The organism is Mobiluncus mulieris, assembly GCF_014204735.1.
GTDB classification, from domain to species: Bacteria; Actinomycetota; Actinomycetes; order Actinomycetales; family Actinomycetaceae; genus Mobiluncus; species Mobiluncus mulieris.
Window position 1 is genome coordinate 704591 of record NZ_JACHMA010000001.1, and the last position, 14469, is coordinate 719059.

Sequence of the window (14469 nt, forward strand, 5' to 3'; positions counted from 1 at the left end):
GGAGTAAATTTTGCACCAAATCCTGCCGGTGGGTATAAATACGCAGGTAAAGGAACTTTAAAATATGCACATTTGTTCGGACGAAGTGTGGTTAGTGTTGCATGAAGCGGTGGCCAACCGAGCCTGGGAATACCGTCCGCCATTGCGGCTGGCACCTCATGAAGCCGAGCTCGAAGCAGCCCACAGACCAAAGCGAACCGCAACCTATACGTATTTCTCACCTGTCCCGTAGTGTTCAATGACGAAATCCAGGTCCTTGTCGCCGCGCCCCGACAGATTCACCAGGATTGATCCGGTTTTCCCGGTGCGCGCCTCGCGAATCGCATAGGCCAAGGCGTGCGAACTTTCGATGGCCGGAATAATTCCCTCCAGGCGAGATAGGAGGAACAGTGCCTCGATGGCCTGTTCGTCATCCACGGTGACATAGTTCACGCGCCCCAAGTCGTGCAGCAAAGAATGCTCCGGTCCGACCGAGGGATAATCCAGCCCGGAAGCATTGGAATACACCGGCGCGGGCTGGCCCGAAGCATCGCTCAACATAATCGAGTTGAACCCGTGCATCACGCCTTCGCCGCCAAAGGTAATCGTGGCCGCGTGATCTCCCAAAGCCTTGCCACGCCCCAGGGGCTCCACCCCGTAAATCTCTACCGGGTCGGCCAAGAACGGCACAAACATGCCAATGGCGTTTGATCCGCCACCCACGCAGGCCACGACCTTGTCGGGTAGGTGCCCAGTTTGCTCCAGGAACTGGGCACGTGCCTCGGTGCCGACTACCTCCTGGAAGTCCCGCACCATCACGGGGAAGGGATGCGGGCCAGCGGCGGTGCCGATGCAGTAAATCGCCTCGTGGTATTCCTTTGAGAAAGCCATAAATGCTGCATCCACCGCTTCCTTCAGGGTCTTTAATCCGAAACTGACGGGAATTACTCGCGCCCCCAGTACTTTCATCCGCGCCACATTGGGGGCTTGCTTGGCGATGTCTACCTCGCCCATGTAAATATCACATTCCAAGCCGAAATACGCTGCCGCCGTGGCCAGAGCCACGCCGTGCTGTCCCGCCCCAGTTTCGGCAATCAGCTTCTTTTTCCCCATGTACTTGGCCAGCAGCCCCTCGCCCATGCAGTGGTTGAGTTTATGCGCCCCGGTGTGGTTCAAATCCTCGCGTTTCAAGTAAATCTGGGTGCGACCGAGCTGTTGGCTCAGCCGTTGGCAGTGATACACCGGGGTGGGACGGCCTTGGAAATCCTTGCGAATCCGACGCAGTTCCGCAATGAACTGGGCGGATTGGGCGATGGTGTTATAAGCCTCGGCGTATTCCTCGAAAGCCTTGACCAACTCGGGGTCTTGGAGGTAGTTCCCACCGTATTTTCCGAAGTATCCGCGTTCGTCGGGGTATTCCTTCAGATAGTTATCGAAATCACGGTACTTGTTCATGTTTCCTCCTTGGGGTCAGCCGGGGCTCCGCTTGGTTGTGGCGTTGCGGGTTCATGAGGTGCAAGGTGTGATTGGCTACATCATGAATGGCACCTCATGAGCAGCATCGAAAGCACCGCATAAACACCGCCGTTGCGACGCACCAGCGCCGTAACACGCCGAGACTTAAGCCTACACGCTTCCGGTAGGGAAACCCTAAGTTTGTGACTATTGTCTCGAATACTGACACAAACTAATCGCATGTTTTCTCGCCGCAGGCGACGTTATTTACAGCTAGAATTTAGCTATGACCGAATTCTTGAAACTTTCTGACTTAGCCACCCGCGAACTCCCAGCGTTGTGCGAGTTCGCCGCATTATCTAAAGTCCCCGCTGGGTTTGGTTATCTTGGCTCCGACGGGGAAATCCTTCCAGAATATGGAGCACAGTTGTGGATTAACTGCCGCATGACCCACATGTTTTCTCTCTTTGCTTTGGCGGGAATTCGCCCGGAGCTCTCTCGCGACTTGGCCGCTCACGGTATTCACGCCATCACCGATTATTTCCGTGACCCTGAATATTCCGGTTGGTTTTCTTGGATTGAAACCGAGTTGGATGATGCCGGCTGCGCGCGTCCCAACTTGGAGCGCGCCCCACGCAAAGAAGCCTACGCCCACGCTTTCGTGATTATCGCCGCCAGTTCTGCCGCTGTTGCGGGGATTCCTGGGGCACGCGCACTCCTGGCGGAAGCCCGCCGAATCCAGGATTGTTACTGGTGGGAAGAGGCTGCCGGTCGGGTGCGCGATACCTACGCTCGGGACTGGTCGGATTGCGAGGCATACCGGGGTGCGAATGCGAATATGCATACTTTCGAGTCCGCTCTGGCGGCTTTCGATGCCACGGGGGACAGTGAATATTTGCGCCGTGCCGCGTCGATTGCGGACAAGACTATCAACCAGTCCGCGCGGGAAAACTCCTGGCGTATCCCGGAGCACTATACCACGGATTGGCGGGTTGATTTTGGGTATAATCGGGATAATCCCACGGATCCGTTCCGGCCGTGGGGGGCGACTCCGGGGCACAGTTTCGAGTGGACACGTCTGATTCTCCAGTTGCGGGCGACCGCACAGGCGGCGGGTTTGGATTTCGGCTTGGGGTGGGTGCCAGAAGCAGCGGGGGCGGTGTACCTGACAGCCTTGGAAGCTTGGGGTGTGGACGGTGCTTCGGGGTTTCCCTACACCACTGATTTCGAGGGTAAACCGGTGTCAACACAGCGAATGCACTGGGTGGTCTGCGAGGCCTTGGGAGTGAGCTTGGCGATTTCTCGCTTGGCCGCCCAGTTCCCCGAGGGGGACATCTTGGCGCAAACGGCAGCGCAGTGGTGCGAGAAACTCAGTGTCTATGCTCAGGAGTACTTGATAGAGGCTCCGGGGCGTTGGTGGCACGAGTTGGATCGAGACAACCATCCAGCAGCCTTGACTTGGCCGGGTAAGGCGGATATTTATCACGCGGGTCAGGCTATGTTCCTGGTGGATTTGCCGGTCACGCCGGGTTTTGCCGTCGCGTTGCGTTCCCGTTCCCGTTCATGAGGCGTTAATCCGTTTGGTGTCTTGGTTTTCGTGCCTCGTTATGTCTGCTTGTTCATGAGGTGTTAGCCATGGTTGGGGCTTTGGTTGCTGTTTGTCTGTTTTCTTCCGGCTTCATGAGGTGCCCGCCGGGACTTTAGCGATTTCTATCGGGGCGAATTTTGGGGAACAGGGAATATTTCCTGGCACCTCATGAAGCCGGGGTCACCCGCGCCGCCCGGTGCGAGGCCCAATGTAACAGCCGTTCCAGCGGCCCGCGTCCCAACCAGAAACGCCACACGCAAGATAACACGGCGAAACACATCAACATAACCAGGAACGACGGCACCAGCGGCAACTGACCTAGCGTAGTGACCGAGACCCAAAATACATGCAAGGTATAGATACTTAGCGCCATCGAGCCCATCGCAGCTAGTGGGAACAGTAGTATCGCCAGGGGACGTCCTCCTAAGAGGAATAAACTAACGACTATCATAGAAAAACCAAGGTTGCCTAGGGTCTCTAACAGTGAATTGGAGTGTGGAGCGGCATCGAGGAAGGCTTGACGCCAAAACTCCAGGTCGAAATCATTGAGAGAGAGGCCAGAGAAGAACTTCATCCAAGCCGTGATGTCACCTTGTCTGGTACCGCCGAGGATTCCCTCGCTGGGTTTCTTGGCACTGTCGTTGGTATCGGATTTGGGTTTAGAGAAATCGCAGTAGCAGTTTGAGGGGATTGATTTCCCGGCCAAGGATCCGGTTTCGGGGGGAAACACGGTGGGGGTGGGTGTCGGCTCGGGTTCCACTGGCGGTTTGGAATTGTGGCCAGGATTATCCGAAGCCATGTTATTGGTTCCCAATATCGCCAAAGAAAAATGTCCGGTGCGAATGGAATCCGCCAAGGTGGCACCCCCGGCTCCTACCAGGAACAGGAGGCAGCCCACTGCGAGGACTTTCTTTGCCAGTTTCCGCGCTTTTTTCGGGTCGGAAGCGAAGCCCAAGCGAGTCAGGGCGAGGCCGATGAAAATATAGCCCAGAAACCCGGCACCCCCGTAGGTGCCAGAGAGCAAGTAGATATAAGCGGCGGAGTCCACTTGCGAGGTGGTTTGTAGGGTGATGCCAATCAGAATTTGGTTGATAACTATGGCTAATGGAGTACCTACAAGAACGAGCCCGCCCCCAAGAACCAGGAGTTTGCGGCCATTCCAGCCCAGGAAAGGCAGAGATGCCAGGAACCACGCTGCATAAAATCCCAGAATCAGGATGATGCCCAGATTGTACATGGCTAGGAGCGCTACGATTAGCAGCAAAACCAAGGCGCGGGTGACAACTCGCATTCGAGTTTGTAGCAGTTTTACCCCGCTCGGTGGGTGTTCGCGACCGGCAATGATGCCCAGGGATATCCCGGCGAGGAAGGCAAAGAGCGCGGCAGAGCGCCCGTGGCTGATACCAATAACAGACTGGGGTAGGTTAGAGTCAAAGGTCAGAATATGCGCCGTGAACATGCCGACAATGGCTAGGCCGCGCGCCAAGTCGAAAGCGGGGATGCGTTGCGCACCGCCCAGTAAGCGTTCGAAAAATGATGGTTTCGTGGGGAGGCCGGTGGACCTGACTGATGGGTCAGCTTTCGTGGCTGCGCTACCAACTGGAACTGTAGTGGGGGCGCTCGCTGACATCGTGGCGAGGGGGGCTTCAGACGAAGCTATTGGTGTGTTTCCGGGCATCGAAGCATCTTCGGAATTGCGCAGCGGAATCTCGGGAAGTTCATCAACCATGAGATTAGTTTAGAGGGCAACCAATCATCCACGTGGTCTTTTTGGGAAAATAAGGTGATAATACCCTGATTTTTCAGCATACCTGTGGAAAGTCTTGAAATCTCAAGGAAAACTTGGGGTTTACAGAAGGCGCGACACGCCCGGGATGCAAACAAGGGGTCTTCAATTTGCGTTCCTTGGGGTGGTCATGTATTGTTTTATCTGTTGCGCTCTTTTGGGTTATTCCGAAGGGGAGTGACGCCCCGATTGTTGAAATCTCGGTAAAATACTGGGGTGGATTGGTGAGTGGGTTTGTTGGTTTTGGTCTCGATAGTGTTTTGTTTTTTGTTTACGCGTTTTGTTTTTTTCCTGCCCTGTTTTGGGTGGGGTTTGTTAGTGTTTTTGTCTCGTTTTCTGTTTGTGAATAACGGGGTTTTGTCAGGTTTTTTTCTGGCTTGAAATCTTGTGGCTCTGGCTTTTTTGGTTGGGGTTGTTTTTGGTTTTTTGTTGGAGAGTTTGATCCTGGCTCAGGACGAACGCTGGCGGCGTGCTTAACACATGCAAGTCGAACGATGAAGCCGCAGCTTGCTGTGGTGGATTAGTGGCGAACGGGCGAGTAACACGTGAGTAACCTGTCCTTTTCTTTGGGATAACGGCTGGAAACGGCTGCTAATACTGGATATTCAGGCTGCATCGCATGGTGTGGTTTGGAAAGGTTTTTTCTGGAATGGGGTGGGCTCGCGGCCTATCAGCTTGTTGGTGGGGTGATGGCTTACCAAGGCTTTGACGGGTAGCCGGCCTGAGAGGGTGGTCGGTCGCACTGGGACTGAGATACGGCCCAGACTCCTACGGGAGGCAGCAGTGGGGAATATTGCACAATGGACGGAAGTTTGATGCAGCGACGCCGCGTGGAGGGTGTAGGCCTTCGGGTTGTGAACTCCTTTTTCTCGTGAAAAAGGCATGCTTTTGGGTGTGTTGATGGTAGCGGGGGAAGAAGCGCCGGCTAACTACGTGCCAGCAGCCGCGGTAATACGTAGGGCGCGAGCGTTGTCCGGATTTATTGGGCGTAAAGAGCTCGTAGGTGGTTCGTCGCGTCTGTCGTGAAAGCCAGCAGCTTAACTGTTGGTCTGCGGTGGGTACGGGCGGGCTTGAGTGCGGTAGGGGTGACTGGAATTCCTGGTGTAGCGGTGGAATGCGCAGATATCAGGAGGAACACCGATGGCGAAGGCAGGTCACTGGGCCGTTACTGACGCTGAGGAGCGAAAGCGTGGGGAGCGAACAGGATTAGATACCCTGGTAGTCCACGCTGTAAACGTTGGGAACTAGGTGTGGGGATGCTATCCTGTGTTTCTGCGCCGTAGCTAACGCATTAAGTTCCCCGCCTGGGGAGTACGGCCGCAAGGCTAAAACTCAAAGGAATTGACGGGGGCCCGCACAAGCGGCGGAGCATGCGGATTAATTCGATGCAACGCGAAGAACCTTACCAAGGCTTGACATACACTGCGACATGCCAGAGATGGTGTGGCCTTCGGGGTGGTGTACAGGTGGTGCATGGTTGTCGTCAGCTCGTGTCGTGAGATGTTGGGTTAAGTCCCGCAACGAGCGCAACCCTTGCCTCATGTTGCCAGCACGTTATGGTGGGGACTCGTGAGGGACTGCCGGGGTTAACTCGGAGGAGGGTGGGGATGACGTCAAATCATCATGCCCCTTATGTCTTGGGCTTCACGCATGCTACAATGGCCAGTACAGAGGGTTGCGATACCGTGAGGTGGGGCTAATCTCTTAAAGCTGGTCTCGGTTCGGATTGGGGTCTGCAACTCGACCCCATGAAGTTGGAGTCGCTAGTAATCGCAGATCAGCATTGCTGCGGTGAATACGTTCTCGGGCCTTGTACACACCGCCCGTCACGTCACGAAAGTTGGTAACACCCGAAGCCCGTGGCCTAGCCTTTTTGGGGGGAGCGGTCGAAGGTGGGATTGGCGATTGGGACGAAGTCGTAACAAGGTAGCCGTACCGGAAGGTGCGGCTGGATCACCTCCTTTCTAGGGAGCATCGTTGACTGGACTGTTTTGTTTTGTTTTGGTGTTGTCTGGTTTATGGATATGCGTGTGGATGGATTACATGTTCTGCCTGTTTTGGGTGGGGGCGCTATCGGGGTTTGGGCTTACATGCCTGGCCGGCTGGCTGCAGTGGGGTTTTTGTCTTGTTGTGGTTGGTTTGGTTGGTTGGTTGGTTTTTGTATAGTGGTGCGAGTATCTGTGATGCAAGTTTTTTTGTTCTTGTTTTAGTGTTTGTTCTTCTGGTGTAACTGTTTGTTGGTTGTTTTTTGGGGCGTTCGGTGGATGCCTTGGTACCAGGGGCCGATGAAAGGCGTGGTGGACTGCGATATTCCTCGGGGAGTTGTCGAGCGGGCTTTGATCCGAGGGTGCCTGAATGGGGGAACCCGGCCAGTTTTGTTGCTGGTCACCAATCTCTGAATTGATAGGGGGTTGGGGGGAACGTGGGGAAGTGAAACATCTTAGTACCTGCAGGAGAAGATATTCCGTGAGTAGTGGCGAGCGAAAGCGGATTTATGGCTAAACTCTACTGGTGTCAAGCGTGCGGGCGTTGCTGGTGGGGTGTTGTGGGGTCGCATGCTGCTTTCCGCATGGGAGCAGGGCTTTTGGCGTGTTTTGAGTTGAACTGTCTGGGATGGCAGGCCGTAGAGGGTGATAGCCCCGTAGGTGGTTGGAATGCGTTTGGGTTGGTGCGTGTCCCCGAGTAGGGACGGACTCGTGTAATCTGTCTTGAATCTGCAAAGACCTCTTTGTAAGCCTGAATACTTCCTGGTGACCGATAGTGTATTAGTACCGTGAGGGAATGGTGAAAAGTACCCCGGGAGGGGAGTGAAATAGTACCTGAAACCGGGCGCTTACGATCCGTCAGAGCCTTGTGGGGTGATGGCGTGCCTATTGAAGAATGAGCCTGCGAGTTATGTTGTGTGGCGAGGTTAACCCGTGGTGGGGTAGCCGTAGGGAAAGTCCGAGTCTGAATAGGGCGTTGAGTCGCATGATATAGACCCGAAGCGGGGTGATCTACGCTTGGCCAGGTTGAAGCACGTGTAGAAGCGTGTGGAGGACCGAACCCACCTGGGTTGAAAACCGGGGGGATGAGCTGAGTGTAGGGGTGAAAGGCTAATCAAACTCCGTGATAGCTGGTTCTCCCCGAAATGCATTTAGGTGCAGCGTTGCGTGTTTCTTGCTGGTGGTAGAGCTACTGGTTGACTGATGGGCCTTGTTGGTTACTGAGGTCTGCCAAACTCCGAATGCCGGTTAAGTTAAGCGTGGCAGTGAGACTGCGGGGGATAAGCTCCGTGGTCGAGAGGGAAACAGCCCAGATCGTCGACTAAGGCCCCTAAGCGTGCGCTGAGTGGGAAAGGATGTGGAGTCGCGTAGACAACCAGGAGGTTGGCTTAGAAGCAGCCATCCTTGAAAGAGTGCGTAATAGCTCACTGGTCAAGTGGTTCCGCGCCGATAATGTAGCGGGGCTTAAGCGTACCGCCGAAGTCGCGGCATCGACACGTGTACACGGCAGCATTGAGTGTTGTTAGTGGTGTTGTTGGGTAGGGGAGCGTCCTGCCAGAGTTGAAGTCAGGCTGTGAGGTCTGGTGGATTTGGTGGGAGTGAGAATGCAGGCATGAGTAGCGAGTGGAAAGTGAGAATCTTTCCCGCTGGATGACTAAGGGTTCCAGGGCTAGGTTTGTCCGCTCTGGGTGAGTCGGGTCCTAAGGCGAGGCCGACAGGCGTAGTCGATGGGTGACCGGTTGATATTCCGGTACCGGCGAAAAACCGTCAGTGGCGAGGAGCCGTGTGCTAACCAATGATGTTTTTCCTAGACAGGTTTTCGGATTTGTTTGGGTTGGTGTTGTTGGGGTCCCGTGGTTTAGTAGTCAAGCGTGTTAACAGGGGTGACGCAGTGAGGTAGCTGGCGCGTGTCTTATGGCTTGGCGCGTCTAAGAGTGTGGCCTGTCCCTTAGGGAAATCCGGGGGGCTGTCTTGAATGGCGAAGGTGAGGCTTGATGGTGAGACTGTTTATGGTTGAAGTTCAGTGTGCCTGTGCTGCCGAGAAAAGCCTCGGCGTTAGGTTTTAGCCGCCCGTACCCTAAACCGACACTGGTAGTCAGGTAGAGAATACTAAAGCGGACGGGTTAATCATGGTTAAGGAACTCGGCAAAATGCCCCCGTAACTTCGGGAGAAGGGGGACCATGACTGGTGATGGCTTTTACGGTTTTGAGTTGGTTGTGGTCGCAGTGAATAGGGGGAAGCGACTGTTTATCAAAAACACAGGTGCATGCTAAGCCGTGAGGCGCTGTATATGCACTGACGCCTGCCCGGTGCTGGAAGGTTAAGAGGAACTGTTAGCCTTTTTTGGTGAAGCGGTGAATTTAAGCCCCAGTAAACGGCGGTGGTAACTATAACCATCCTAAGGTAGCGAAATTCCTTGTCGGGTAAGTTCCGACCTGCACGAATGGCGTAACGACTTCCCTGCTGTCTCGACCGTGAGCCCGGTGAAATTGCATTACGAGTAAAGATGCTCGTTTCGCGCAGCAGGACGGAAAGACCCCGGGACCTTTACTATAGCTTGGTATTGGTGCTCGCTTGCGATTGTGTAGGATAGGTGGGAGACTGTGAAGCTGGCACGCTAGTGTTGGTGGAGTCATTGTTGAAATACCACTCTGTTGTAAGTGGGTTCCTAACTTAGACCCCTGATCGGGGTCAGGGACAGTGCCTGGTGGGTAGTTTAACTGGGGCGGTTGCCTCCTAAACGGTAACGGAGGCGCTCAAAGGTTCTCTCAGCCTGGTTGGCAATCAGGTGTTGAGTGTAAGTGCACAAGAGGGCTTGACTGTGAGACTGACAGGTCGAGCAGGTACGAAAGTAGGAACTAGTGATCCGGCCATGGCTTGAGGAAGCGTGGTCGCTCAACGGATAAAAGGTACCCCGGGGATAACAGGCTGATCTTGCCCAAGAGTCCATATCGACGGCATGGTTTGGCACCTCGATGTCGGCTCGTCGCATCCTGGGGCTGGAGTTGGTCCCAAGGGTTGGGCTGTTCGCCCATTAAAGCGGTACGCGAGCTGGGTTCAGAACGTCGTGAGACAGTTCGGTCCCTATCCGCTGCGTGCGTTGGAGTTTTGAGGAGGCCTGTCCCTAGTACGAGAGGACCGGGACGGACGAACCTCTGGTGTGCCAGTTGTTCTGCCAAGAGCATGGCTGGTTTGCTACGTTCGGGAGGGATAACCGCTGAAAGCATCTAAGCGGGAAGCCTGCTCCAAGATGATAACTCCCTCATCCTTGTGGTGGTGAGGCCCCCTGTAGATGACGGGGTAGATAGGCCGGACGTGGAAGCATGGTGACATGTGGAGCCTACCGGTACTAATCGGCCGATAACAACAACAAAACATAGTGTCCAGGGGACAGAGCCTATTCTGGGACACGCTGAAACAAGATAGTGATTTATTGTGTTACTTATACTCGCTACCGCTATACGAAAACCAGCCCACCAGCCTGTGTCGTGTGCCGTTGTTTTTCTTGTAGGGAACAAGGGAAAACAATGGCATGTCGGGGCTATGGTGTGAGTCTGACTTGTTGATAGAGACAGTATCACAGGTTGATATACAGCCCGCCAGTGTGGCGGCGGTCATAGCAGTAGGGAAACGCCCGGACCCATCCCGAACCCGGAAGCTAAGCCTACCCGCGCCGATGGTACTGCAACCGAGGGGTTGTGGGAGAGTAGGAAACCGCCGCACTAAAACTTAATGTTTGTACCTCGGCATAGCCGAGGTACAAACATATTTAAACTGGTATTCAACGCTGGGTTTTATACTGATTTTGTCCCTCGCTGTGACCAGGGAAGAAACGATTTTAAACGCGATATATACTGGTTCGAGTTCCACTACTCTAGAACCAGGATTTCAAATCATCCTAAACCTTAATCATCTTAAATCATCCAAAGAAGGGGGAATCCAGTGAGCAAAGGACGCTTCACGCTGCCCATAGAAAATGGCATTGATGCCCAAATCCAAGAAGTAGCTGACCTATGGGGTGCTGATGCGGTCAGAAACTCCGACGGAACGGATTTACCCCCTATAGCCAGCCAACTCGGAGCCAAAATTTACGAGACATACTTCGTGGGACGCGGGGATCAAGACTGGGCTAAAGCCCACCCCCAAGATCGCCCGCAATTCTTTCTTATGTCGCAGCGGTGCCCCGCGCTTGATACTCAACCGCTCGAAATCCAGGTAATGAAAGGCTACTTGGAGCTACAAGTAGAACCTGTGGCTGACTGTGACTTGGAAAAGTACTGGCAAGTAATCGACCGGAGCACTGGAAAGACGCTGGCACCTCATGAATGGGAAATAAACGGAACCGGAGCACAAACCACCGTAACCGTTACCCGACCCCAAGCCGGACACATCTATACTGTGGACTTCCTAGCTTGGCAAAACTGGGATCCGGTACAGATGTACAACTACATCACCAACCACTGGGAGAATGTGCCCGGTAAAGTGCGCGAACAGCCCTACGACATTCGCCACGCCGAGACTTGGGAATATGTCAAGGCTGGAATGGATCAATGGCTGGCTGACAACCCGCAAGTTGACGTGGTACGCTTCACGACGTTTTTCTATCAATTCATGCTGGTGTTCAACAATCGAGAAAAAGAAAAACTCGTGGAATGGTTCGGGTACCTCGGATCCGTGTCGGAAGCCGCGTTGCAAGACTTTGAACGGCAATACGGCTATGCCTTGACACCCGAAGATTTTGTAGACGAAGGATACTACAACAGCGCATTTCGGGTGCCGCGCAAAGAATTCCTAGACTGGATTGCGTTTATCAACGACTTTGTGACCGAAAAAGCCCGGGTTTTGGTGGAAAAAACCCACGCCGCCGGGAAAACAGCCATGATGTTTCTTGGAGACCATTGGATAGGAGTGGAACCATACGGCGAGAAATTTGCCACTATCGGACTCGATGCCGTGGTGGGCTCAGTGGGATCGGCCACTACCTGCCGCATGATATCAGATATCCCCGGCGTGAAATACACCGAAGGACGTTTCCTGCCGTACTTCTTCCCCGATGTATTCCATGAGGGGGGCACTCCCTTGGCAGAACTAGAAGCTGGTTGGTTGCAAGCTCGCCGCGCTATTGTGCGCAGTCCCCTAGACCGAATGGGGTACGGCGGGTATTTGTCTCTAGCCTTGAAATTCCCGGAATTCGTGTCGCGTGTAGGGGAGATTGCGCAAGAATTCCGTTCCTTGCACGAGGAAACCGAAGGAGAGAAACCTGCTGTTGCCTCGGTGAAAGTCGCAGTGCTCAATGCCTGGGGCAAGCGCCGTTCTTGGATGGCCTCGATGGTGGCACATGCCAAGCCATATTTCCAGACCTATGCCTATGAAGGCGTATTGGAGGCCCTGGCAGGTCTGCCCTTCGAAGTGAGATTCATCAACTTCGAGGATGTACGCGCTGGAGCCTTGGCGGACGTGGACGTGGTGATTAACGCCGGAGCGGCTGGCACCGCTTTTTCTGGGGGAGCTTACTGGGCTGACTCCGAGATTTGCACCATGGTGCGAGATTTTGTGGCTCATGGCGGTGGGATTATTGGCATCGGGCATCCCAGCGCTGCTGAAGTTCCTGGTAGTGGGGCATTCTTCCAGCTATCGGATGTATTTGGGGTTGATTTGGAACGCAGTTGGTCGCTTTCCACCGACCGTTACGTCCAGGTTTTAGACCAGCACTTTATCCTGTCAGACTTAGACGACAAACCCAGCCGAGGGCGTGGCCTAAAAGAAATAAACGCACTGGAAATTGACCCGCAACCCCAGCCGGGACGCGAGGATGCTTTGATAGACATCGGGCCGGGTGCGGGTTTTGTCGTGCCGACAGGCGGCGATGTTTTACAGTTCATTAGTGGCAGCGTCGATGTGGCCGTCAATGATTACGGTTCGGGGCGGGCGGTGTATCTGGCCGGATTGCCCTATAACCATGTCAATAGTCGTGTGCTGCATCGCGCGATTTACTGGGTGGCCAGCCAGGAAGATTACGTTACGGAACACTATCTGGCAGCGGATTCCCGGGTGGAAGTCGCGCACTATCCCGGAGCACGTCGCCTGTTTGTATATAACAATAGTGCCGAGACGGTTGAAACAGCATTGCTTGGATCGCAAGATTTAGCGGTAAAACTGTCACCCCGCGATTCAAAATGGATTAAGTTGCTTTAAAAACACCCTGTAAACGCAGCTAATGTCATAGAGTGGTATCCAGTGGCGTGGACGCGTCACCTTGTAATTTTCCGAGGAAGGAAGAGAGAACATGAAATCTTCTCGAAAAATGCTAAAAATTACCGCTATGGCGGGTATCAGTGCCTTGGCTCTAGCTGGACTCAGCGCCTGTGGCGGTGGTGCCAGCGAAACAAAGACGCCGGAGGCAAAGTCGCCAGCATCTGAGAAACCCGTTACCATCAAATATCTGCACCGTTTGCCTGATGGGGACGGCATGACCAAGGTCGCGGATGTGGTAGCCGAATGGAACAAAGAACACCCCAATATCCAAGTTGAGGCCACTAAGTTTGACGGTAAGCCTCAAGAGCTGATTAAGAAACTGGAAACCGATGTCAAGGCTGGTACTGCTCCATGTTTAGCGCAAGTGGGATACGCTGACCTCGCAGAGGTATACGTCAAGCAGCTGGTCGAAGATGTCAGTGGCGAAATTGGCAAATACAAAGACAAATTTGCCGAAGCACCGCTTAATTCCATGAGTGTTGATGGTAAGTATTTCGGTCTGCCCCAAGACACCGGTCCGTTGGTGTACTACTACAACAAAGCCGCTTTCGAGGAACTCGGCCTGAAGGTACCCACCACCTCGGATGAACTAATAGAAGAGGCTAAGAAAGCTGCTGCCAAAGGCAAGTACATCGTGGACTACCAGACCGATGAGGCAGGCAATATGATGCCCGCTCTTTCTGCCGCTGCGGGGGATCAATGGTTTAAGGTGGAAGGCGATTCCTGGAAGGTAGATACTTCCGGTACTGGATCGGCTAAAGTAGCTGACTTCTGGCAAAAACTGCTAGATGCGAAGGCTACCGCCACAGTGCAAAGGTGGAGCGAAGAAACCTGGAAATCAGCGTTAAACGACAATATCATTGGCACCATCGGTGCCGCCTGGGAGGCACCCCTGTTGGCTGGTGATATGGCAGGGACACCGAATGAAGGCAAATGGGCAGTAGCCCAGCTGCCTTCATTCGGAGGCAAAGCTGCTACTGGTCCTGACGGGGGTTCTGGAGTGGCTGTAATCAAGGGCTGCGAGGCTCCCGCTCAGGCTATGGAGTTTAACGCCTGGTTCAACACCCAGATTGAGGCTTTGGTATCCCAAGGCTTGGTGGTTGCGGCTAAGGGCAAAATGACCACCCCGGAAAAGGTTTCGAAATTTTATGGCGGCCAAGATGTGGCAGCGGAGCTGACCAAGGCCAACGAAACCATGAATCCGTTTACTTACATTCCTAGCTGGTCGTCGGTACAACAGAATGCGGAACAAGCCCAGAAGGCTGTCGACGGTGGCAAAGTCGCAGATCTCTTCAAATGGAATGCTGATACGGCGAAAGAAGCCTTGAAGAACCTTAACTTGAAGGTCTCCTAAAACCGGTGAACCTACGGAGGGTGCCCGCTGGGAATTCTACAAACCCAGTGGGCGCCAGCTGTGGGG

General features: G+C 54.1%; 6 protein-coding genes and 3 rRNA genes. 7 read left to right on the top strand and 2 right to left on the bottom strand.

The features are described 5' to 3' along the window. The first annotated feature begins 64 nt into the window (after nt 1–64). Entirely contained in the window at nt 65–232 is a 168-nt protein-coding gene (locus tag F4555_RS03175; protein ID WP_160151187.1) for a hypothetical protein, read from the top strand. On the opposite strand, the gene trpB is transcribed toward F4555_RS03175, so the two are convergent. Then, nucleotides 205–1434: a tryptophan synthase subunit beta gene (gene trpB / locus F4555_RS03180; RefSeq protein ID WP_004012645.1), complete on the bottom strand. Its 1230-nt coding sequence runs from the start codon at nt 1432–1434 to the stop codon at nt 205–207. The genes F4555_RS03175 and trpB overlap by 28 nt on opposite strands. Before the next feature lie 286 nt (nt 1435–1720). Here trpB and F4555_RS03185 point away from each other — a divergent pair, with 286 nt between their 5' ends. Then, on the top strand, nt 1721–3001 hold the full coding sequence (locus tag F4555_RS03185; RefSeq protein ID WP_103758979.1) for an AGE family epimerase/isomerase: 1281 nt from the start codon (nt 1721–1723) through the stop codon (nt 2999–3001). A 187-nt stretch (nt 3002–3188) separates the two neighbouring features. Here F4555_RS03185 and F4555_RS03190 read toward each other — a convergent pair whose 3' ends face one another. Then, a complete protein-coding gene (locus F4555_RS03190; protein ID WP_115325420.1) occupies nt 3189–4751 on the bottom strand; it encodes a heparan-alpha-glucosaminide N-acetyltransferase domain-containing protein in 1563 nt (520 codons plus the stop codon). A gap of 483 nt (nt 4752–5234) precedes the next feature. Here F4555_RS03190 and F4555_RS03195 point away from each other — a divergent pair. The 5 genes from F4555_RS03195 (at nt 5235) to F4555_RS03215 (ending at nt 14403) form a co-directional block, all read left to right on the top strand. Beyond that, nucleotides 5235–6772: ribosomal RNA gene (locus F4555_RS03195) — 16S ribosomal RNA — on the top strand. Between the two features lie 272 nt (nt 6773–7044). After that, a 23S ribosomal RNA gene (locus F4555_RS03200) occupies nt 7045–10167 on the top strand. A 233-nt stretch (nt 10168–10400) separates the two neighbouring features. Then, nucleotides 10401–10517 (top strand): 5S ribosomal RNA (gene rrf, locus F4555_RS03205). The 16S, 23S and 5S rRNA genes sit together here, the layout of an rRNA operon. A gap of 219 nt (nt 10518–10736) precedes the next feature. After that, a complete protein-coding gene (gene gnpA / locus F4555_RS03210) occupies nt 10737–12989 on the top strand; it encodes a 1,3-beta-galactosyl-N-acetylhexosamine phosphorylase (protein WP_004014433.1) in 2253 nt (750 codons plus the stop codon). A 91-nt stretch (nt 12990–13080) separates the two neighbouring features. Further along, nucleotides 13081–14403, top strand: coding sequence for an ABC transporter substrate-binding protein (locus F4555_RS03215; RefSeq protein ID WP_004014431.1), 1323 nt, complete (start codon nt 13081–13083; stop codon nt 14401–14403). Nucleotides 14404–14469 lie beyond the last annotated feature (66 nt).

Excerpts from the sequence above, each read along its gene's own strand:
- F4555_RS03175 (WP_160151187.1), top strand. The coding sequence starts at position 65 with ATGCACATTTGTTCGGACGAAGTGTGGTTAGTGTTGCATGAAGCGGTG.
- trpB (WP_004012645.1), bottom strand. The coding sequence starts at position 1,434 with ATGAACAAGTACCGTGATTTCGATAACTATCTGAAGGAATACCCCGAC.
- F4555_RS03185 (WP_103758979.1), top strand. The coding sequence starts at position 1,721 with ATGACCGAATTCTTGAAACTTTCTGACTTAGCCACCCGCGAACTCCCA.
- F4555_RS03190 (WP_115325420.1), bottom strand. The coding sequence starts at position 4,751 with ATGGTTGATGAACTTCCCGAGATTCCGCTGCGCAATTCCGAAGATGCT.
- F4555_RS03215 (WP_004014431.1), top strand. The coding sequence starts at position 13,081 with ATGAAATCTTCTCGAAAAATGCTAAAAATTACCGCTATGGCGGGTATC.